This window comes from Dactylosporangium sp. CA-052675 (genome assembly GCF_050947935.1).
Classification (GTDB): Bacteria; Actinomycetota; Actinomycetes; order Mycobacteriales; family Micromonosporaceae; genus Dactylosporangium.
On the sequence record NZ_CP192010.1, the window covers coordinates 2,121,798 to 2,140,872 of the forward strand.

Consider the following 19,075-nt stretch of genomic DNA (forward strand, 5'->3'; position numbering starts at 1 on the left):
CTTCGCCGGGCTCGCTGCGTGCCGCTGTTTCCGTGACCGTGGTCGCTCTGTCACCCCACGTGACGGATCGGCGGTTCCGGACGCGATTGGCTCCCGCCCGGCGGGGCGGAGGGGCATAGTTGGGGCGTGCCGGACTTCGCCTCGCCGGCCGCTTCCGCGGCGCGCCTGGCCGACGTGGGTCACCTGACCGAAGAGGGGCCCGCGACGGCGGGCTTCCTCGCGCTGCGCCCGCACCGTCGCCGCCCGGCCGCTGGCTTGTGGGTCTGGACTCTCGTCGCCGCTCGCTCTTCGGTCTGGGCTCTCGTCGCCGCCCGCCCGCACGTCCGCGCCCCCGTCGCCGTTCGCCGTCGTTCCCGCGTCCTCGTCGCCGTTCGCCGTGGTTCGCGCGCTCTCGTCGCCGTTCGCCGTCGTTCCCGCGCCCTCGTCGCGGGCCGGGCGGTCGCGGCGCTGGAGCGGCGGCCGTGGGCCCTGGAGGCCCGCCGTGCGTGAGGTGCTCGACGATCTGCTGGGCTGGTGGCGCTCGGGCGAGCCGGTCGGCATGGCCACCGTGGTGCGCACCTGGCACAGCTCGCCCCGCCCGCCCGGCGCGACGATGCTCGCCGGGCCCGACGGCACCGCGGTCGGCAGCGTCTCCGGCGGCTGCGTCGAGGCCGCGGTCTACGAGCTCGCCCGGGAGGTGGCCGGGTCCGGTGTGCCGGTCGTCCAGCGGTACGGGGTCAGCGACGACGAGGCCTTCGCCGTGGGACTCACCTGTGGCGGCACCATCGAGCTGCTCGTCGAGCCCGTCGACCGCACGCGGTTCCCGGAGCTGGAGCGCGTGGCGCACGCGATCGGGCGGCGCGACCCGGTCGCCGTGGTGTCCATCGTGGAGGGTCCCCCGTCGCGCATCGGCCGGCGGCTCGTCGTCTGGCCGGAGTCGTGCGACGGCACCCTCGGCTCGGCGCGCCTGGACGCCGCGGTCACCGACGACGCGCGCGGGCTGCTCGCGGCCGGGCGCACCGGCACCCTGCACTACGGCCCCGACGGCGAGCGCCGCGGCGAGGGCCTGACGGTGTTCGTGGCCTCGTTCGCCCCGCCCGCGCGCATGCTCGTCTTCGGCGCGATCGACTTCGCGGCCTCCGTCGCGCGGATCGGCGGCTTCCTGGGCTACCACGTGACGGTCTGTGACGCCCGGCCGGTCTTCGCGACCTCGAAGCGCTTCCCGGGGGCGGACGAGGTGATCGTCGACTGGCCGCATCGGTACCTCCAGAGCGAGATCGACGCCGGCCGCCTCGACGGCCGCACGGTCGTGTGCGTGCTCACCCACGATCCGAAGTTCGACGTGCCGGTGCTGCGGGTCGCGCTGCGCCGCGAGTTCGCGTACGTGGGCGCCATGGGTTCCCGCCGCACCCACGAGGACCGCTTGGCCCGCCTGCGGGAGGCCGGGGTGAGCGCGGCCGAGCTCGCGCGGCTCTCGTCGCCGATCGGCCTGGACCTGGGCGCGCGTACGCCGGAGGAGACCGCGGTGAGCATCGCGGCCGAGATCATCGCCGGGCGCTGGGGCGGCGGAGGAGCGCGGCTCACCACCACCTCGGGCCGTATCCACCACGACACGGTCTGAGCCGATCGTCCGGTTGCCGCCGGGTTGCCGCCGAGGGGTGCAACGGATTCGGTCCGCAGAGCCGGTACCGGAGCCCGGGCCGGCCCCCGTATCGTCCTGCGAATGCTCGCGACCATGCTCGCCGCCGCGGTGATCGCCGGCGTCTACGTGCTGCTGATCGCCCGCCACCTGCACAAGGCCGCCGCCCCCGGCCGCCCGCACCGCCGCCTGGCCGGCGCCGAGCGCGCCGCCGCCGCGCGCCTGCTCAACGGCGACCTCGACCGCGCCGGCTACCGCGCCGAGCTGGAGATGCTCGCCGCACTGGACGCCGCCGAGCGTCCCCTGGTCGTGCCGGCGGCGGAGCGCTAGCCGCGCACCGGCACTACCGCCGCCACCGCGCCGATCGACGGCGTGCTTACCGCGCCGCGTCGGCGACCGCGAACCGCGGCGATCGTGAACCGCGGCGATCATGAACCGCGGCGATCGTGAACCGCGGCGACCGCGAACCGTGCCCGGCCGGAGAGAGCGCCACCCGCACGGGTCACCCGCCGCAGGGGGTGGTCCACCGGGCGCTCCGCCTCCAGGGTGACTACCGTCGAGATGGCCCGCCTGACTCGGCCGGGCCGTCGACCTATGGAGGTAGGGCCCGTGCAACTGGAGAACACCTTCACCGTGCCCGTCCCGGTCGAGCGGGCCTGGGCGGCGCTGTCCCACATCGAGCGGATCGCGCCCTGCGTGCCCGGCGCGACGCTCACCGCGGCCGAGGGCGACGACTTCACCGGCACCGTCGAGGTCGGGATCGGCCCGGCCGGCCTGACGTTCACGGGGTCCGGGACGTTCGTCGAGCGCGACGAGGCCGCCCGGCGCGTGGTGATCAGCGCGTCCGGGACCGACGGCGACGGGGGCACGGCCCGGGCCACGGTGACCGCGGCCCTGGTCGCGGAGGGTGACGGGACCCGGGTGCACGTGTCGACCGGCCTCGAGCTCACGGGCGCGGCCGCGCAGGTCGACCCCGGGCTCGTCGGCGACGCCGGCGAGCGGCTGATCCGCCGGTTCGCGGACTGCCTGGCCGCGAAGGAGCCGTCCGCCGGGCGGCCCGCGCGGTCCGCCGCCTCGCCGATCGTGGGCGTCGGCGACGCCCGCGCGGGGGAGCCCATGGCGCCGGTGCGGCCCGACGCGGAGCCGGTCGACCCGCTCGCCGTGCCGGGCGTGGGCACGCTGGTGCGGCGCGCGGTGCCGTACGTGGTGACGGCGGCGACGAGTTTCGCGGTGGTGCTCGGCGTCATCTGGTGGATCCGCCGCCGCTGAGCGGTCTTGATCCACACCGGCGGTGCATCCGATAAGGTGACTTTGAGTTACTGTCTGATGACCAAAGGTGATGGCGGATGATCGGCATCGGAAGACGGCGCCGCCTCGGCGCCCTGGCTGTCGCGGCGGCCGGCGTGATCGCGGCGGGGTTGCCGGCGAACGCCGCGCCCCCCATGGGAACCGTGTTCAACGCGGCCGCGGCGGGGGAGTCCAACGGATACGTGGTCATGCTGAAGACGCCGCCGGGCGCGCAGAGCGCCGGGCAGGCGAAGGCGGCGGTCGCGGACGCCGCCGGCAAGATCGCGCAGCGGGTCGGGGGCGACGTCCGCGAGCAGTACAGCACGGCCGTGCGCGGCTTCGCGATCGACAACATCGACGAGACCAAGGCCCGGCAGATCGCGGCCGACGCGGGCGTGCTCAGCGTCGAGAAGAACATCATGCTGCACGCCGACGCGACCCAGCCCTCGCCGCCGTGGGGGCTGGACCGCATCGACACGCACGCGAACGCCGGCGACAGCACGTACACGTATCCGAACGCGGCCCCGGACATCACCGCGTACGTCCTGGACTCCGGCATCCGCATCTCGCACAACGACTTCGGCGGCCGGGCCGGCTACGGGCACAACTTCGTCGACCGGGTGACGAACTACTACTACAACCCGGACAACGCGAACAACAGCAACGACCCGAACAACGCCAACGACTGCGACGGCCACGGCACGCACGTCGCCGGCACGATCGGCGGCACCACCTACGGCGTGGCGAAGCAGGTCACGCTGAAGGCCGTGCGCGTGCTCGACTGCAGCGGCAACGGCTACCTGTCCGAGGTCGTCGGCGGCATCGACTGGATCACCGCGCACGCGCAGCACCCGGCCGTGGTCAACATGAGCCTCGGCTCCGACAGCCCGACGATCGTGCTCGACGCGGCCCTGAAGCGCTCCATCGGCTCCGGGCTGACCTGGTCGGTCGCGGCCGGCAACGGCGACGAGAACGGCAACCCGACCAACGCCTGCGACAACTCGCCCGGCAACGTCGCCGAGGCGATCGTGGTCGGCGCGTCGACGATCGAGGACAAGCCGGTGTCGTGGTCCGACTACGGCCCCTGCGTGGACCTCTACGCGCCCGGCGTCGGCATCACCTCGGACTGGAAGGACAGCGACTCGGCGACCAAGTCGCTGGACGGCACCTCGATGGCCTCGCCGCACGTCACGGGCGCGGCCGCGCTGATCCTGCAGGCCCATCAGGACTACAGCCCGACCCAGGTGCGCAACGCGCTGGTGCAGGGCTCCTCGGTCGGCGTGCTGAACCTGTCGTCGTACCCGGCGTACGCCCGCAACGGCACGCCGAACCGCCTGCTGTTCGTCCGCCAGAGCGACCCGGTGCGTCCGGTGGGCAAGCCGCAGAGCCTGTACAACCCGAAGTTCGGCACGACCGAGGTGTACGCGCGCTCGGCGGACTCGAACAAGCTCATGTACGCGTACTGGTCCGCGGACTGGTCGGGCTGGATGGACCTCGGCGGCACGATCCAGGGCGACCCGGCGGTGCTGTACAACCCGAGGTTCGGCACGACCGAGGTGTACGCGCGGCTGTCGAACAACCACCTCGGCTACCGCTACTTCTCCAGCGCCTGGTCCCCGTGGATCGACCTCGGCGGCAGCCTCGCGGGGAACCCGGCGGTCATCTACAACCCGAAGTTCGGCACGACCGAGGTGTACGCCCGCACCTCCACGAACTCGCTGGCCTACGTGTACTACGCCGGCGGCTGGTCGGGCTGGACGGATCTGGGCGGGACGCTCACCGGCGACCCCGGGGTGCTCTACAACCCGAAGTTCGGGACCACGGAGGCCTACGTGGTGACCGGCAGCGGCCTGGCCTACGTCTACTACCTCGGCGGCTGGTCGGGCTGGACGGGCCTGGGCGGTTCGGTGCAGGGCACGCCGGCGGTGCTCTACAACCCGAAGTACGGCACGACCGAGGTGTATCTGCGCACGTCGGGCAACCAGCTGTCCTACGTCTACTACCTCGGCGGCTGGAGCGGCTGGACCGGCCTCGGCGGCAGCCTCGACCAGGACCCGGGCGTGGTCTACAACCGGTCCTCGGGCACCACCGAGGTCTACGTGCACACGACCGGCGGCGAGCTGCGGTACGTGTACTACCTCGGCGGCTGGTCGGGCTGGAACAACCTCGGCGGCAGCAACACCGGCAGCCCGTCGGTGCTGTACAACCCGCGGTTCGGCACCACCGAGGCGTACACCCTGGCCCAGGACGGGCACACGTACTACAAGTACTACGCCGGCGGGTGGTCGACGTACGTCGACCTGACCGCGTGACCGCGGCAATGCGACAGACCCTGTGACGTGAACGTCCACGGTGGCCCGTGCTCCGGCGCGGGCCACCGTGCTGGTTCAGTGCGTGGGCCCCAGGGTCGGCCACGGGTGCGGCGCCCGGGGGAGCGTGAACGTCTCGACCCCGGCGGGCGTGCGGCCCGAGCCGACCCAGTCGGCCAGCGCCGCGCCCGTCGCCGGGGCCATCATGATGCCGGTGGTGAAGTGGCCGCCGGCGAACCACGCGTTGGCGACGCCGGGCAGCCGGTCCACGACGGGCTGGCGCTGCTCGATCCGCGGGCGGAAGCAGCACCAGCGGTGGCTGATGCGCGCCCCGTCGGCGGCCGGCAGCAGCGTGGCCAGCGCCTTCGCCATCGGGTCGCTGACCTCGGGCCGGACGTCGGCGCTGCGGTCGCCCTCGTCGAAGGTGCCGCCGCAGACGATGCCGCCGCCCGGCAGCGGGGTGCCGCCACCGTAGGGGCCGGCCAGGACACTGCCGAGGCGCCACGGGCCGGGGGCGATGGCGAGCATGTGGCCCTTCACCCAGCGCTGCGGGACGCCCTGATGCCACGGCGGCGGGACGAGCCCGGTGGCCACGATCAGCGCGCCCGGGGTGAGGTCGCCGGCCGTGGTGTGCACGGTGGCGACGCGGTCGCCGCGCACCGAGACGCCGAGCAGGCCGACGCCGGTGACCACCTGGCCGGCCCGGGCGGCGAGCGCGGCGGCGAGCCGGAGCGGGTCGACGGCGAGCTGGTCCTCGGCGAGCAGCGCGGCGGCGCCGTCCGGGAGGCGCACGTCGGGCTCCAGCGCCCGCACCTCGTCGTCGCCGAGCACCCGCAGGGCCGGGTCGCCGGGGTCCGGGACCGTCCCGGCCGGGCGGATGTCGAGCCAGCGGGTCGTGCGGATGCCGAGCGCGCCCTGCCATTCGGCGTCGAGGTCACGGTACAGCTGCCGGCTCTGACGCCCGAACGCCACGAACCGCGGCTCGTCGGTGAGCACGTGCATGTCGGGGGCGATCGCGCCGCCGTTGCCGGAGGAGGCGCCCGGGGCGAGCCGCGGGGCGCGCTCGATCAGCACCACGCGCCCGAGGCCCGCGCGGCGGGCGAACACGGCGGCGGCCAGCCCGATCGCGCCGCCGCCGACCACCAGGACGTCGGGGCTGCGGTCCAGGTCCGGCGGGCGGCCGGGGGCGAGCAGGGCGCGCTCGTCCGCGCTGCGCCGATCGTCCCAGACAGTCACACGATCCACCGGGCAATTGTTCCTCAACTATGGCGACATTTGGATCACGACCTTGCTGATCAGAGGAAAGTTGCACGGCAAGATAGACGTCCTGCGATCTGCGCGGTACTGCTGCCGCAGGACGTTGCCGATGTCACGGCTTGCGGCGCCATCGGACTCGGAGCCGGCCACCAGCTCCTCGGCTGCCGGTCCCGATCGCCGAAGGCCTAGCCCTCGGCGGCCCGGCGGCGCCCCTCCTCGAAGAACGCCCCCAGATCCGGCAGCTCCCGCACCGGATGCGCGGCCCCGAACGGCATGTTCCAGAAGTCCCCGGCCCGCGCCCGCCACGGGCCGACGTACGCGTACGGCTCCCCGATCGCCGAGTCCCCGGCCGACACCCCGTAGTTCACCTCGTCGAGCGAGATGCCGAGGTCGAAGTGCTCCGGCCACAGCACCGGCGTGGCCTGCGCGCTCAGCGCCCGCAGCGCCGCGTCGCCGGCGACGAACGCGGCCAGGATCTCCTCGGCCCGGTCGACGACGACCCGGTCGTGCGGGGCCGCGCCGGACCCGTCCGGATACAGGCCCGCCGGCGCCCCGGGCTCGACCCCCGCCTCGGCGGCGATCTCGCCGAGCGTGCGCCCGGCCAGCGCCACCCGCCGCTCGCCGCCGACCAGCAGCGCGTCGGCGGTCACCCGCAGGTCGGGCGCGGCCACGGTGGCGAACCCGCCGCCGGCGATCCGCAGCCGGATGGTCCCGCTGGCCCGGTACTGCGGCCCGGCGAGGACCAGCTCGGCCAGCCCGTGCAGCGAACGTCGCGTCTCGTGCGTCACGGACCCATGATGCCTGCTCGCCGTCCGGCTAAACCCCCGCCACCCCGCTCGGCCGTGCTCGGCGGCGGGCGGTCATAGACTTCGAGCCGTGACGCGAGCGCTGTTCGACGTGCACACGCACTTCCTGCCGGAGCGGATGCTGCGCAAGGTGTGGGCGTACTTCGACGAGGCCGGCCCGCTCGTCGGGCGCCTGCGGCGCCATCCCGGGCTCGTCGCGATCGTCGCGCACATGGGGGCGCCGGAGTACGAGGGGTTCCTCGGGCTGGCCGAGCGGCACCGGGCGGTACACCTGGACACCACGATGGTCTTCACCGACTTCTTCGGCGGCCCGCCCGCGCCGCTGCTGCCGCGGGTGCGGGAGCTGGGGCTCGCCGGGCGGGTGCTGCTCGGCAGCGACTTCCCCAACATCCCGTACCCGTACGGCCACCAGCTCGAGTCGCTCGAACGGCTCGGGCTCGGCGAGGACTGGCTCGCCGCGGTCTGCTGGGACAACGCCGCCCGCCTGTTCCCCGGTGTCGCGGACGCCGGTGCCGGGGACGCCGGTGTCGGCGACGTCAGCGGGTGAGGATGAGGTCGGCCCGGTCACGGGTGCCGGCGATCACCGCGGCGTTGCGCTCGTCGCTGCGCCGCACCCAGTCCTCGGCCTCGGGCAGGTCGAGGCCCTTGGCCAGCTGCCGGCGCACCAGCGACTCCTGGCGCACCTGGTCCGGCGCGTCGAGGTAGAGCACGAGGTCGATGAGCCCCCGCACCGACGCCCACGGGCCGTGGTCGAGCAGCAGGTAGTTGCCCTCCACGACGATCGCGCGCACGGCGGCGGGGACGGGGATGACGCCGCCGATCGACTCGTGCAGGGTGCGGCTGTAGCTCGGCGCGTAGACGAGCTCCTCGCCGGCGCGCAGGCGGCGCAGCAGGTGCACGAACCCGGCCGCGTCGAACGTCTCCGGCGCGCCCTTGCGGTCGGCCAGGCCGAGGCGGTCGAGCTCCACATTGGACAGGTGGAAGCCGTCCATCGGTACGGCCACACTGGACAGTCCCTCGTGGACGTTCAGCGCGCCCGACAGCGCCGAGGACAGCGTGGACTTGCCGGCGGCGGGCGGCCCGCAGATGCCGATGATGGTGCGCCCCGCACGGCCCCGCACGAAGGGCGCGACCACCTCCAGGGCCGGCCGCAGCACGTCCGGCTGCCTCATGCGAGGCTGTCGCGCAGACCGCGCATGCCGTTGAGCCAGCGGTCGGTGTCCCCGGCGCGGTGCAGGTAGTACTTGGCGACCTCCGGGTGCGGCAGGATCAGGAACTTCTCCGCGTCCAGCCCGGCGACGACGGAGTCGGCGACGGACTCGGCGGACAGCACCGCCCCGCCGGCCGCGGTCACCTTCGCGCCGATGTGGCCCTGGCCGAGACCGTCGCGCAGCATCGGCGTGTCCACCCCCTGCGGGCACAGCGCGCTGACCTTCACGCCCCGGTCGCCGTACATGATCGACAGCCACTCCGCGAACGACACCGCCGCGTGCTTGGTCACCGAGTAGGGCGCGTCGCCGACGGCGGTCAGCAGGCCCGCGGCCGAGCAGGTGTGCAGCAGGTACCCGCGGCCGCGTTCGAGCATCGACGGCAGGACGGCGCGGGCCGAGTACACGTGCGACATGACGTTCACGGCCCACGTCCGCGCCCACGTCTCGGCGGACGCCTCCAGCCCGGCGCCGGTGATGATGCCCGCGTTCGCGCAGAACAGGTCGATGCGGTCGAAGCGCCCGAGCGTCTCCCCGACGAGCTCGGCGATCTGCTCCTCGCTGGTCACGTCGGCCTCGACCCCGACCGCCTCGCCGGGCAGCGACGCGGCGAGCGCCGACGCGGCCGCCCCGTCGAGGTCGGCGAGCACCAGCGCGGCCGCCTGCTCCGCGGCGAACCGCCGGGCGAGCGCGGCCCCGATCCCACCGGCCGCGCCGGTGATGACCACGACCTTCCCGTCCACCTTCATGTCCGCGCCCCCAGTTCCCGCAACGTGTCCAGGAGCGCGGCTGCGCCCCCGGCGGCCAGTTCCCGCGTCGGCAGCAGCGCGATCACCGGGGTGGTGACGCCCGCGGCCGCGTAGCGCTCGACGTGGGCCCGGCACTGCGCGGGCGAGCCGTGCACGATCAGCTCGTCCACCACCTCGTCCGGGATCGCGGCGAGCGCGCCCTTGCGGTCGCCGGTCGCCCACGCGTCCCACATCGGCTTGAGCACCTCGCCGCGCCCGAGCCAGCGGTGGAACGCCGCGTACGCGGGCACCGTCAGATACGCCGCGATCAGCCGCCGCGCGGTCGCGCGCGCCTCGGCGGCGTCGGCGGTCGGGCACACGAAGATGCGCGCCGCCACCTCGAAACCCTCAGGCGCGCCCGCCAGCTCGGCCCGCGCCTTCGCCACGTCCCGCACCGACAGCCAGTTGAGGACCGCACCGTCGGCCTCGGCCGCCGCCAGGCGCAGCATGCGCCCGCGAAGACCCGCCAGGAGCAGTTTCGGCGGTACCGCCGGTGCCCGTTCGAGCCGGAACCGGCGCACGGTGAACGTGTCGAAGGCCCCGTCGACGACCTCGCCCGCGAGGGCCGGGCGCAGGAACCGCAGGAGGTCCCGGCTGCGCTCGAACGGCCGGTCGAACTCGACCGCGTTCCAGTCGCCGACCACGACCGGCGACGACGCCCCGATGCCCAGCGCGAACCGCCCGGGCGCGGCCTCGGCGAGGGTGGCCGCCTGCATGGCGAGCAGGCCGGGCCCGCGGGTGAAGACGGGCACGATCGCGGTCCCCAGCCGCAGGCGGGGCGACCAGGCGGAGGCGAGCGCCAAGGGGGTGAACGCGTCGGCGCCGTTGACCTCGGACGACCAGACGTCCGTGAACCCGAGATCCGGTAGCGTGGCGAGCAACGCAGCGTGATCGGGCAGCGGCATCCCGGTCAACGGGATCGTCAGCCCCCATTGGCTGTTCATGCGCCGATCATCTCCGCGAAACGGCCGATGTGGCAAGCACAACGGCGTACAACTCCGTCACCTCACACGTTGCAGCCGGTAGGCACGCGACGTAGCCTGGCGCGGGTTTCATCGAGCGAAGGAGCACACCATGCTTGGTCTGGAAAAGAAGCTCATGAAGGAGTGGGAAGGCAAGAGCGCGCAGGAGCTCGCCGACGCCCCCGTCACCGTGATCGCCGGGGTGAGCGAGGGCGACGCCGAGAAGCTGCAGGCCGCCTTCAACATCAAGACCGTCCGCGACCTGGGCACGAACAAGTACTTCCGCTGGGCGCAGGGCATCGTCGCGCTCGCCGACTGACCAGCGCCCGGTTCACGACGGCCGCTCCCCCACGGGGGCGGCCGTTTCGTCGTATCCGGGGCATCAGGGACCCGGGCATTGGCGACCCGGGCATTCGGTACCCCGGGCACCGGGTGTCCGGGGCACTGGCGCGGACCGCTTACCGTCTTGGGGATGCGACGGCGCCACGTGCTGACCCTCGCCGCCGCCGGGGCGGCCGCGACCGCCTGCTCGCCCCCGGAGGAGCCGGCACAGCCGGCACCTTCGGGCGCCACGGGCACCCCGCCGCCGAAGCCCGGCGCCGCCGGCCTGGTCTTCCCGGCCGGGTTCGCCTGGGGCGCGTCCACGTCGGCGTACCAGGTCGAGGGGGCCGCGGCCGAGGACGGGCGCGGGCCGTCCGTCTGGGACACGTTCAGCCACCAGGCCGGGCACACCCGCGGCGGCGACACCGGCGACGTGGCCGCGGACCACTACCACCGCGTCTACGAGGACCTCGACCTCATGCGGGACCTGGGGCTCAAGAGCTACCGGTTCTCGATCTCCTGGTCGCGGGTGCTGCCGCAGGGCCGGGGCGCGCTCAACGCCAAGGGCCTCGACTTCTACCACCGCCTCGTCGACGGGCTGCTCGCGCGCGGGATCGTGCCGGTGGCCACGCTGTTCCACTGGGACACGCCGCAGGCGCTGCAGGACAAGGGTGGCTGGGAGCAGCGGGACTGTGCGCAGTGGTTCGCCGACTACGCGCAGCAGATGTTCTACTCCCTCGGCGACAAGGTGGCGACCTGGCTGACGCTGAACGAGCCCAAGACGGTGGTGTCGCTCGGGTACACCACCGGCGTCCACGCCCCGGGCCGGAAGGACCGCCGGGCCGCCGACGTCGCCGGGCACCACCTGCTGCTCGCGCACGGCCTCGCGGTGCGGGCGCTGCGCGCCACCGGGCGCAAGGGGGCGATCGGCGCGGCCCTCAACCTGTCGCCGGTGTACCCCGCGGACGGCTCGCCCGGCGCGGCCCGGCAGGCGGCGGCGCTCGACGTCGAGGAGAACCGGCGCTGGCTCGACCCCGTGCTGCTCGGGAAGTACCCCGACGGATGGCTCGACGGGCAGCCGGCGAACGCGCCGGTGCGCGCGGCGGTCCGGCCCGGCGACGAGGCCGTCATCGGGGAGCGCTCGGACCTGCTCGCGGTGCAGTACTACAACCCGGCGTTCGTCACGGCGCAGGGCGGCCGGGTCACGAAGCACCCGACGACCCAGGCGAGCTGGCTGGAGGTGTACCCCGACGGCCTCTTCGACCTGCTGACCCGCATCAAGCGCGACTACGGCGACATCCCGCTCACGATCACCGAGAACGGCATGCCGAGCACGAACGACGTGCGCGACGACGACCGCATCGCCTTCCTGCGCGAGCACTTCGCGGCCGCGCACCGGGCCATCCAGGCCGGCGTGCGGCTGCAGGGGTTCCACGTGTGGTCGCTGCTGGACAACTTCGAGTGGGCCGAGGGCTACTCGCAGCGCTGGGGGCTCATCCGGGTCGACCAGGACACCCGGGACCGGCGGCGCAAGGCCAGCGCCGAGTGGTACCGCGGCGTGATCGCGAGGAACGGCCCGGACGCCTGATCAGCCCAGCCAGCCCGGGCGGACCAGGCCGGCCTCGTAGGCGAAGACGACCAGCTGGGCGCGGTCCCGGGCGCCGAGCTTGATCATCGCCCGGCTCACGTGGGTCTTCGCCGTCGCCGGGCTCACGTACAGCTTCGCGGCGATGTCCTCGTTGGACAGTCCGGCGCCGACCAGCGCCATGACCTCGCGCTCGCGGTCGGTCAGGGTGTCCAGCGACATCGGGGCCACCGGCGCCCGGGAGCGGCTGGCGAACTCCTCGATCAGCCGGCGGGTCACGCCGGGGGAGAGCAGGGCGTCGCCGCCCGCGACCGCGCGCACGCCGCGCAGGAGGTCCACCGGCTCGGTGTCCTTCACCAGGAACCCGCTCGCGCCCACCCGCAGCGCCTCGAAGACGTACTCGTCCAGGTCGAACGTGGTCAGGATGACGATGCGCACGTCGGCGAGGTCCGCGTCGGCGGCGATGCGGCGGGTCGCCTCCAGCCCGTCCAGCACCGGCATGCGGATGTCCATCAGCACCACGTCGGGCCGGGTCCGGGCGGTCAGCCGCACGGCCTCGGCGCCGTCCGCGGCCTCGCCCACGACCTCGATGTCGGCCTGCGCGTCGAGCAGCGCCCGGAAGCCGGCCCGCACCAGGGCCTGGTCGTCGGCGAGCAGCACCTTGATCACGTCGTCTCCTCGTCGCTCAGGGGAATGGTGGCGCGCACCTCGAAGCCGCCGCCCTCGCGCGGGCCGGCCTCGACCGAGCCGCCGAAGGTCGCCGCCCGGTGGCGCATGCCCGCGATGCCGTTGCCGCCCTCGCCGGCCGGCGCCGCGCCGCCCGGCCCGTCGTCGGTCACGGTCAGCGTCAGCTCGCGCGGGGCGTAGGCGACGACCACCGTCGCCGACGCGTCCGGGCCCGCGTGCCGGCGCACGTTGGTCAGGGCCTCCTGCACGATGCGGTACGCCGCCCGGTCGACCTGCGGCGGCAGCGCACGCGCGGTGCCGACGGTGTCGAGGGTGACCGGCAGCCCGGCGCCCCGGGCCTCGCCGGCCAGGCGCTCCAGGTCGGCCAGGCCCGGCGCGGGCGTGCGCGGGGCCGCCTCGCCGGGGTTGAGGCCCGCCAGCACGGCCCGGGTCTCGCGCAGGGCCTCGGCGCTCGCGTGCTTGATGGCGCTCAGCGCCGCGCGGGCCTGCTCGGGCTGCTCGTCCATGAGGTGCAGGCCCACCCCGGCCTGCACGTTGATCAGGGACAGGTGGTGACCGATGACGTCGTGCAGCTCACGGGCGATCAGCAGGCGCTCGTCGCTGGCCTGGCGGCGGTGCTGCTCCTTGCGCGCCCGCTCCTCCTCGGCGCGGGCCAGGGCCTCCTGGTGGGCGCGGTCGCGGGCCATCTGGCTGTACCGCATCCCGCGCACGCGCGCCGCCTCGCCGAACACGGAGATGATCAGGCACCACACGCCGATGACCACGAGCCGCGCGACGGAGGCGTGCGGGACCACCAACACGACGAAGCTGGTGTACGCCACGATCACCGACAGCCACGTGAGCCAGCGGAACCCGGCGTTGAGTGCGGAGAACACGGCCACGAGCGCCGCGATGAAGCCCGGCCCGTTCGGGTACAGCTGCGAGAAATAGGCGACCGTCGCCGTGAGGGCACCGGCCAGCGCGAACAGCGGCAGCCGGTTGCGCAGCAGCAGCGCCGCCGGTCCGGCGATCAGCAGGAGGTACCCGGTCTCGTCCAGCGGATGCCCCGTCGAGCCGTAGGCGGCGGCGCGGGTGCCGAAGACCTGCACGAGCGCGAGGAAGATCGCCAGCGGCACGACGTGCGGGCCGCGGAACCGGTTCGCCCGGCGGCGCTCGATCCGCTCCTCGAAACGCTTGAACTTGCGCTCCAGGCGCTCGGCCCGCCGCTCGTGCGCCCACTGCGCTCGCTCGCTCGCCCACTGCGCCTGCTCGCTCGCCCACCGCGCCCGCCCGCTCGCCCAGCGCGCTCGCCGCTCGTTCGCCCGGTGCGCTCTGCTCACAGCTCAAACCGTAGTGGAGCCGGTTCACCTGCGGCATCGCCTTCCCGGCGCGGCGGCGTCTACTCCCGCGGGAGTACGTTCCCGGTCCGGCTGCGCCGCCGGCGGTACCGCACGAGCCGTCCCCGGTGCGACGCGCGCCCGGCCGCGGTTCGGCACGCTGGAGTCCGTCAACGGAAGGGGGCCGGGAACATGGCCGGCGAGAGGGTGCGCGCCTCGGACGAGGAGCGCGAACAGTACGCCAACATGGTGCGGGCCGGCATGACCGAGGGCCGGCTCACGCTCGAGGAGGGGGAGGAGCGGCTCGCCGCGGTGTACGCCACGAAGTTCCGCGACGAGCTGCCGCCGATCACCGCCGACCTGCCCGACGGGGGGCGGCGCGGGCTGTACGAGACGCCGGAGGCGAAGGAGCAGTTCGCGCGGGACGGCCGCCGGCACCTGTGGGGCCACGCGGGCTTCATCGCCGTGGTCGCGGCCGCGCTGACCGGGCTGTGGGCGCTGTCGGGCGCGCACTTCTTCTGGCCGGCGATCCCGCTCTTCTTCATGGTGTTCGGCCTGGCCAGGCATGCGCGCTGGCGGGCGTACGGCGGCCACCCGCGCTTCGGCCGGGGACCGTGGGGCCACCACGGGCACGGCCGGGGGGACTGGGGGCGCGGACCGTGGGGGGCCGCGTCGGACCGCCAGCAGGGCTGGAGCCGCTGACCGTGCCGGTGGTCCGGCCGGGGCGCGCGCCGTGGGGGCCGCGTCGGACCGCCGGCAGGGCTGGAGCCGCTGACCGTATTGGTGGTCCGGCCGGGGCGCGGACCGTGGGGGCCGCGTCGGACCGCCAGCAGGGCTGGAGCCGCTGACCGTATTGGTGGTCCGGCCGGGGCGCGGACCGTGGGGGCCCGGGCTGGAGCCGCTGACCGTACCGGTGGTCCGGCCGGGGCGCGCGCCGTGGGGGCCCGCGTCGCCCGGCCGGGCCGCCGCTGACACCATCGGGGGCCGCTGTCGCTACGCGGCGGCCCCCCGACCCCGGGGAGGGCGTCGTGTTCGGATCATCCTTCGAGCTCAAGGGCCGCATCGCGGTCGTGCTGGGCGGCCCCGACGGCGTCGCCGCGGCCGTCAGCCGGCTGCTGGCCGAGCGCGGCGCGCGCGTCGCCGTCGTCGGCGCCGACGAGTCGTCGCTGGCCGACCTGGTCGACGAGCTGCGCTGGAACGGCGCCGAGGCGGTGGGCATCGTCACCACCGGCCTGGAGCACGCCGATGCCGCGGCCATGGACGCGGTACGGCTCTCGGTCATGGGCGAGCTCGGCGCCCCCGAGCTGCTCTTCGTGCTGCCGTGCCCCCAAGGCACCGGCGGCTGGCAGCGCACCGTCGACAGTGGACTGACTGCCACCTTCCTGGCGCTGCAGGCGTTCGTGCCCGCGATGGCCGAGTCCGGCACCGGGGCCGTCGTCACGCTCGCGCCCGTCGGCACCGACCCGGCCACGAACGCGGTCGGCGGCGGTGTGACCGCCCTCACCCAGCACTACGCGCGGCTGTTCGCGCTGTCCGGCGTACGCGCGAATGTCGTGTCTTGGACACCGCGCGAGTCCACCGTCGTCGACGCCGCCTACGCGGCCCTCTACCTGGCCTCGGACGCCGCCGCGCGCATGACGGCAACGACACTCGACGTTGCGGGCACATTGATGCGGCTGTAGATCCTATGTACGAATGACCGTCCACCTGGGATAGTCATTGCGCATGATGGGCTCCTCGCATGCGTTGTCCGGGGCGGCCGTCTGGTTGACGGGTTCGCTGGCGCTGGAGCAGCTCGCGCACTTCCACCAGACGCCGCTGCAGCTCGCCGTCGGCACCGCGATCTGCGCCGGCGGCGCCCTGGTGCCGGACCTGGACCTCTCCGGCCGCGTCACCACGCGCCAGGGCGGGGCGACGGTCGCGCACACGTTCGGCGTGTTCTCGCTGTTCCTCGCCGAGTGCATCGAGAAGTTCTCGCTCGGGGTCTACAAGATCACGCGCATGAAGCACGACCCGCCGCGGCGCAACGGCCACCGCACGCTCACGCACACGATCGTGTTCAACGTCGGCGTCGGCTACGGCACGCTCGCCCTCTGCCAGGCCTACGGCAAGTGGGCCGTCATGGGCGTCCTGTTCGTCGCGTTCGCGCTCGCCCTGCGCGGGCTGTTCGAGAAGTGGGCCGAGCGCGCAGGCTGGGTCATCGTGACGCTCGCGGCCGCGGGCGCGGCCTTCATCGTCTACGAGCGGCTGCCCGGGGACCGGGGCTATCCGCTGCTCGGCGTGGCCGTCGGCGTGGGCGGGCTGGTCCATCTGCTCGGCGACATGGTCACGCGGCACGGCTCGCCGATCCTGTGGCCGATCCCGACCGGGCGGCGCATGTGGCGCTGCTTCGGGCTGCCGCACCGGCTCGCGCTGACCGCCGGCGACAAGACGGAGACCGTCTTCCTGCGCACCGTGTTCGCGACGGTCGCCATCTTCGCGGGCGCGGTGCTCGTGGCGCCGATCCTCATGCAGCGGCTGCACATAGCCTTGTGACGAGGCCGTTTTCCTGCGCGCTTGTGTTCGCCGCGGTCGCCTGATCCCCGCGGCCCCCCGGGGATCGCGTCTTCGCAGGTGCGGGTGCGTCCGCTCGCTCTGTGCGCGTGTCGGCCGCGGTTCGCCCGTCTCCGTCTCCGTCTAGGTCTGCGTGGTTGCGCGTGCTCGCTCTGTGCGCGTGTCGGCCGCGGTCGCCCGTCCCCGTCTCTGTCTCTGTCTCCGTCTCCGCGAGTGCGGGTGCTCGCTCTGCGCACGTGTTCGCCGCGGTCGACCGTTCGCGGGTGCGGGTGCCTGTTCTGCGCACGTGTTCGCCGCGTCGGCGTGTTCGCGGGTGCGGTGCTCGTGGCGCCCATCCTCATGCGGCGGTTTGCGCATAGCCTTGTGCGATGAGCGAAACCCGGCTCGTCATCGTCATGCGCACCGATCTCGGCATGGGCAAGGGCAAGATGGCCGCCCAGGCCGCGCACGCCGCCGTCATCGCCGCGCTGCGCAACCAGTCCACGCCGGCCTTCGCGGACTGGTGGCGGGCGGGGCAGCCGAAGGTCGTGCTGAAGGTCGCGGACGAGGACACGCTGGAGCTCGTGGTCGCGGCGGCCGAAGAGGCGGGGCTGCCGGTCGAGGTCGTGCACGACGCGGGGCGCACGCAGGTCGCGGCCGGCACGGCGACGTGCTGCGCGATCGGCCCCGCGACGCACGACGCCCTGAGGCCGGTGACGGGCTCGCTCTCGCTGCTCTGAACGATCGTGCACAACTGCGCAACCGACAGAGTCCTGTGCGAACGCGCAACGGCCGAGTTCGAATGCGCACGCGGCGTCGGCACGCCGGCAGCGGCTTCCATCACCGTGCCCGTGCCCATCACCGTGCCCATCACCGTGACCGTGCCCGTGCCCGTGCCCATCACCGTGCCCGTGCCCGTGCCCATCACCGTGCCCGTGCCCGTGCCCATCACCGTGACCGTGCCCGTGCCCATCACCGTGACCGTGCCCATCACCGTGCCCGTTACCGGGGTGGCTTTCGTGTGTGCATGCGCGAACGCGCTAGCCGGCGCCGCGCGAACGCGCAATCGGCGGAGTCCAGAGGCGCACCGGTGGTCAGCGCGCGATCCGATGAGCGAACGCGCATTCGGCATTCAGCAATCGGCCGTTGAGCGACCGTGTGTGAGTCTGCGGTCGTCCGGCTGGTGTGTGCGTGTGTGGTCGGGCTGGTCGTTGCACGGTTGTGCGTGAACGCGCAGTCAACGAGCGACGCGCGGATGTGCGATCGGCGGGTCCGAACGGCGGGCGGTCAGAGCAGCGGGTGGAGTGGGTGGAGCGGTGGCCGGAGGAGCGAGTGGAGCGGGTGGAGCAGCGGGTGGAGCGGTTGGAGCAGCGGGTGGAGCGGGTGGAGCGGGTGGAGCGGGTGGAGCGGGTGGAGCGGTGGTCGGAGCAGCGAGTGGGGCGGTTAGAGCAGTGGGTGGAGCGCGAAGGGGAGGGCAAAGCGAGGGTCAGCTCGCTGTGGTCAGGTTGACGCCCAGGAGCTCGGCCAGCCGGGCGCCGTCGCGCTGGGCCTGGCCCGCGCAGCACGTGTTCATCAGCACGTGCACCTCGTCCGCGTCGGTGCTCAGCAGGCGCAGGCGCTCCGCCCAGTCGGCCAGCTCGCGCTCCGAGTAGGCGTAGCGGAACTTGTCCTCCTTCGAGCCGCGCTCCCAGGCCGGGCTGTGCCCGTGGAAGCGCACGACCGCGGGGGAGGCGGTGACGGCCAGCACGGGAGGTACCGATGACGCAAACCCCTGCGGCATGTCCACCGCCACGAACGACGCGCCCGCGTGCTGGAGCCGCTGCAGGGTGTCCAGGCAACGGCGGGCGTCGGCGAACCACGAGCCGTGCCGCAGCTCGACGGCGGGGTGGAACGGGCGGCAGCGCGCGATCGTGTCCTCGATGCGGCGAATCGCGGCCTCGCCGTGCGCGAGCCACGGCGGGAATTGCAGGAGCACCGAGCCCAGGCGTGGGCGCAGCGGCTCGAGGGCCTCGTGGAACCGGCGCCACAGGGCGTCGAGCGTGCCGGCAGGCAGGCCGGAGCGGCGGATCGAGCCGGTGGCGCCCTCGGGCCGCAGGTCCGCCGGCAGCGCGCGCACCTGGGTCGGGTGGCCGGTCAGCAGGGAGAACGCCTTCACGTCGAAGGTGAAGCCCGGCGGGGTCGCGGCCGTCCAGGCGGCGGTGACCTCCGGGGCCGGGATGGCGTAGTAGCTCGTGTCGGCCTCGACGATGTCGAACTGGGTCGCGTAGTGGGCGAGGCGCTGCGCGGGGGTGCGCGCCGCGCGGGGGTACCAGCCGGACGCGAGCAGCTGCCGGTCCGCCCAGGACGCTGTGCCGAGCCGAATTACACCCATGTCATTCATGGGAACCCCGGACGGGTCC

20 protein-coding genes and 1 pseudogene are annotated in these 19,075 nt (G+C 74.0%); 13 read left to right on the forward strand and 8 right to left on the reverse strand.

Annotated features, from left to right (window positions below; translation table 11 throughout):
• Positions 1-126: 126 nt before the first annotated feature.
• The 5 genes from ACQP1P_RS09550 (at position 127) to ACQP1P_RS09570 (ending at position 5,217) form a co-directional block, all read left to right on the forward strand.
• A complete protein-coding gene (locus ACQP1P_RS09550; protein ID WP_433085088.1) occupies positions 127-489 on the forward strand; it encodes a hypothetical protein in 363 nt (120 codons plus the stop codon).
• Positions 482-1,600 (forward strand): XdhC family protein, encoded by a 1,119-nt coding sequence (locus ACQP1P_RS09555; protein WP_433085090.1) that lies wholly within the window; start codon positions 482-484, stop codon positions 1,598-1,600. The genes ACQP1P_RS09550 and ACQP1P_RS09555 overlap by 8 nt, the downstream gene beginning before the upstream one ends.
• Before the next feature lie 102 nt (positions 1,601-1,702).
• Positions 1,703-1,948: a hypothetical protein gene (locus tag ACQP1P_RS09560; protein WP_433085092.1), complete on the forward strand. Its 246-nt coding sequence runs from the start codon at positions 1,703-1,705 to the stop codon at positions 1,946-1,948.
• A gap of 279 nt (positions 1,949-2,227) precedes the next feature.
• Positions 2,228-2,887: an SRPBCC family protein gene (locus tag ACQP1P_RS09565; protein WP_433085094.1), complete on the forward strand. Its 660-nt coding sequence runs from the start codon at positions 2,228-2,230 to the stop codon at positions 2,885-2,887.
• Positions 2,888-2,964: 77 nt separating this feature from the next.
• Entirely contained in the window at positions 2,965-5,217 is a 2,253-nt protein-coding gene (locus ACQP1P_RS09570) for a S8 family serine peptidase (protein WP_433085096.1), read from the forward strand.
• A 75-nt stretch (positions 5,218-5,292) separates the two neighbouring features.
• Here ACQP1P_RS09570 and ACQP1P_RS09575 read toward each other — a convergent pair whose 3' ends face one another.
• Both ACQP1P_RS09575 and ACQP1P_RS09580 read right to left on the reverse strand, forming a co-directional pair.
• Positions 5,293-6,459 (reverse strand): NAD(P)/FAD-dependent oxidoreductase, encoded by a 1,167-nt coding sequence (locus ACQP1P_RS09575; RefSeq protein WP_433085098.1) that lies wholly within the window; start codon positions 6,457-6,459, stop codon positions 5,293-5,295.
• A 197-nt stretch (positions 6,460-6,656) separates the two neighbouring features.
• Positions 6,657-7,259, reverse strand: coding sequence for a hypothetical protein (locus ACQP1P_RS09580; protein WP_433085100.1), 603 nt, complete (start codon positions 7,257-7,259; stop codon positions 6,657-6,659).
• Between the two features lie 190 nt (positions 7,260-7,449).
• Here ACQP1P_RS09580 and ACQP1P_RS09585 point away from each other — a divergent pair.
• Positions 7,450-7,824 (forward strand): annotated as a pseudogene (locus ACQP1P_RS09585) (amidohydrolase family protein); the annotation flags it as partial.
• Here the strand turns inward: ACQP1P_RS09585 and ACQP1P_RS09590 are convergent.
• From ACQP1P_RS09590 to ACQP1P_RS09600, 3 genes are read right to left on the reverse strand one after another with little or no spacing between them, the layout of a single operon-like run.
• Positions 7,814-8,449 carry a nucleoside/nucleotide kinase family protein gene (locus ACQP1P_RS09590; RefSeq protein WP_433085102.1) on the reverse strand — a complete coding sequence of 212 codons (636 nt, stop codon included), beginning with the start codon at positions 8,447-8,449 and terminating at the stop codon, positions 7,814-7,816. The pseudogene ACQP1P_RS09585 and the gene ACQP1P_RS09590 overlap by 11 nt on opposite strands.
• A complete protein-coding gene (locus ACQP1P_RS09595) occupies positions 8,446-9,234 on the reverse strand; it encodes an SDR family oxidoreductase (RefSeq protein ID WP_433085104.1) in 789 nt (262 codons plus the stop codon). The genes ACQP1P_RS09590 and ACQP1P_RS09595 overlap by 4 nt, the downstream gene beginning before the upstream one ends.
• A complete protein-coding gene (locus ACQP1P_RS09600; protein ID WP_433089943.1) occupies positions 9,231-10,199 on the reverse strand; it encodes an LLM class F420-dependent oxidoreductase in 969 nt (322 codons plus the stop codon). Before ACQP1P_RS09600 ends, ACQP1P_RS09595 begins: the two co-directional genes overlap by 4 nt.
• Before the next feature lie 148 nt (positions 10,200-10,347).
• Between ACQP1P_RS09600 and ACQP1P_RS09605 the strand changes: the two genes are divergently transcribed.
• Positions 10,348-10,554 (forward strand): hypothetical protein, encoded by a 207-nt coding sequence (locus ACQP1P_RS09605; protein WP_433085106.1) that lies wholly within the window; start codon positions 10,348-10,350, stop codon positions 10,552-10,554.
• Positions 10,555-10,707: 153 nt separating this feature from the next.
• Positions 10,708-12,144, forward strand: coding sequence for a GH1 family beta-glucosidase (locus tag ACQP1P_RS09610; protein ID WP_433085108.1), 1,437 nt, complete (start codon positions 10,708-10,710; stop codon positions 12,142-12,144).
• On the opposite strand, the gene ACQP1P_RS09615 is transcribed toward ACQP1P_RS09610, so the two are convergent.
• On the reverse strand, positions 12,145-12,810 hold the full coding sequence (locus ACQP1P_RS09615; protein WP_433085110.1) for a response regulator: 666 nt from the start codon (positions 12,808-12,810) through the stop codon (positions 12,145-12,147).
• On the reverse strand, positions 12,807-14,147 hold the full coding sequence (locus ACQP1P_RS09620; protein ID WP_433085112.1) for a sensor histidine kinase: 1,341 nt from the start codon (positions 14,145-14,147) through the stop codon (positions 12,807-12,809). Before ACQP1P_RS09620 ends, ACQP1P_RS09615 begins: the two co-directional genes overlap by 4 nt.
• A gap of 189 nt (positions 14,148-14,336) precedes the next feature.
• On the opposite strand from ACQP1P_RS09620, the gene ACQP1P_RS09625 reads away from it, so the two are divergent.
• The 5 genes from ACQP1P_RS09625 (at position 14,337) to ACQP1P_RS09645 (ending at position 17,905) form a co-directional block, all read left to right on the forward strand.
• Positions 14,337-14,846, forward strand: coding sequence for a DUF1707 domain-containing protein (locus tag ACQP1P_RS09625; RefSeq protein WP_433085114.1), 510 nt, complete (start codon positions 14,337-14,339; stop codon positions 14,844-14,846).
• A 326-nt stretch (positions 14,847-15,172) separates the two neighbouring features.
• On the forward strand, positions 15,173-15,826 hold the full coding sequence (locus tag ACQP1P_RS09630) for an SDR family NAD(P)-dependent oxidoreductase (RefSeq protein ID WP_433085116.1): 654 nt from the start codon (positions 15,173-15,175) through the stop codon (positions 15,824-15,826).
• Positions 15,827-15,869: 43 nt separating this feature from the next.
• Positions 15,870-16,679 (forward strand): metal-dependent hydrolase, encoded by an 810-nt coding sequence (locus ACQP1P_RS09635; protein WP_433085118.1) that lies wholly within the window; start codon positions 15,870-15,872, stop codon positions 16,677-16,679.
• 386 nt (positions 16,680-17,065) lie between these two features.
• Positions 17,066-17,416, forward strand: a complete 351-nt coding sequence (pth2, locus tag ACQP1P_RS09640) for a peptidyl-tRNA hydrolase Pth2 (protein ID WP_433085120.1) — start codon at positions 17,066-17,068, stop codon at positions 17,414-17,416.
• 111 nt (positions 17,417-17,527) lie between these two features.
• Complete coding sequence (locus tag ACQP1P_RS09645) at positions 17,528-17,905, forward strand: hypothetical protein (RefSeq protein WP_433085122.1); 378 nt, start codon at positions 17,528-17,530, stop codon at positions 17,903-17,905.
• A gap of 257 nt (positions 17,906-18,162) precedes the next feature.
• Here the strand turns inward: ACQP1P_RS09645 and ACQP1P_RS09650 are convergent, their stop codons facing one another.
• A complete protein-coding gene (locus ACQP1P_RS09650; protein ID WP_433085124.1) occupies positions 18,163-19,047 on the reverse strand; it encodes a DUF72 domain-containing protein in 885 nt (294 codons plus the stop codon).
• Positions 19,048-19,075: the final 28 nt, after the last annotated feature.

Coding starts and splice junctions, on each gene's coding strand:
- ACQP1P_RS09560 (WP_433085092.1), top strand. CDS start 1,703: ATGCTCGCGACCATGCTCGCCGCCGCGGTGATCGCCGGCGTCTACGTG.
- ACQP1P_RS09570 (WP_433085096.1), top strand. CDS start 2,965: ATGATCGGCATCGGAAGACGGCGCCGCCTCGGCGCCCTGGCTGTCGCG.
- ACQP1P_RS09590 (WP_433085102.1), bottom strand. CDS start 8,449: ATGAGGCAGCCGGACGTGCTGCGGCCGGCCCTGGAGGTGGTCGCGCCC.
- ACQP1P_RS09595 (WP_433085104.1), bottom strand. CDS start 9,234: ATGAAGGTGGACGGGAAGGTCGTGGTCATCACCGGCGCGGCCGGTGGG.
- ACQP1P_RS09605 (WP_433085106.1), top strand. CDS start 10,348: ATGCTTGGTCTGGAAAAGAAGCTCATGAAGGAGTGGGAAGGCAAGAGC.
- ACQP1P_RS09610 (WP_433085108.1), top strand. CDS start 10,708: ATGCGACGGCGCCACGTGCTGACCCTCGCCGCCGCCGGGGCGGCCGCG.
- ACQP1P_RS09625 (WP_433085114.1), top strand. CDS start 14,337: ATGGCCGGCGAGAGGGTGCGCGCCTCGGACGAGGAGCGCGAACAGTAC.
- ACQP1P_RS09635 (WP_433085118.1), top strand. CDS start 15,870: ATGATGGGCTCCTCGCATGCGTTGTCCGGGGCGGCCGTCTGGTTGACG.
- pth2 (WP_433085120.1), top strand. CDS start 17,066: ATGAGCGAAACCCGGCTCGTCATCGTCATGCGCACCGATCTCGGCATG.
- ACQP1P_RS09650 (WP_433085124.1), bottom strand. CDS start 19,047: ATGGGTGTAATTCGGCTCGGCACAGCGTCCTGGGCGGACCGGCAGCTG.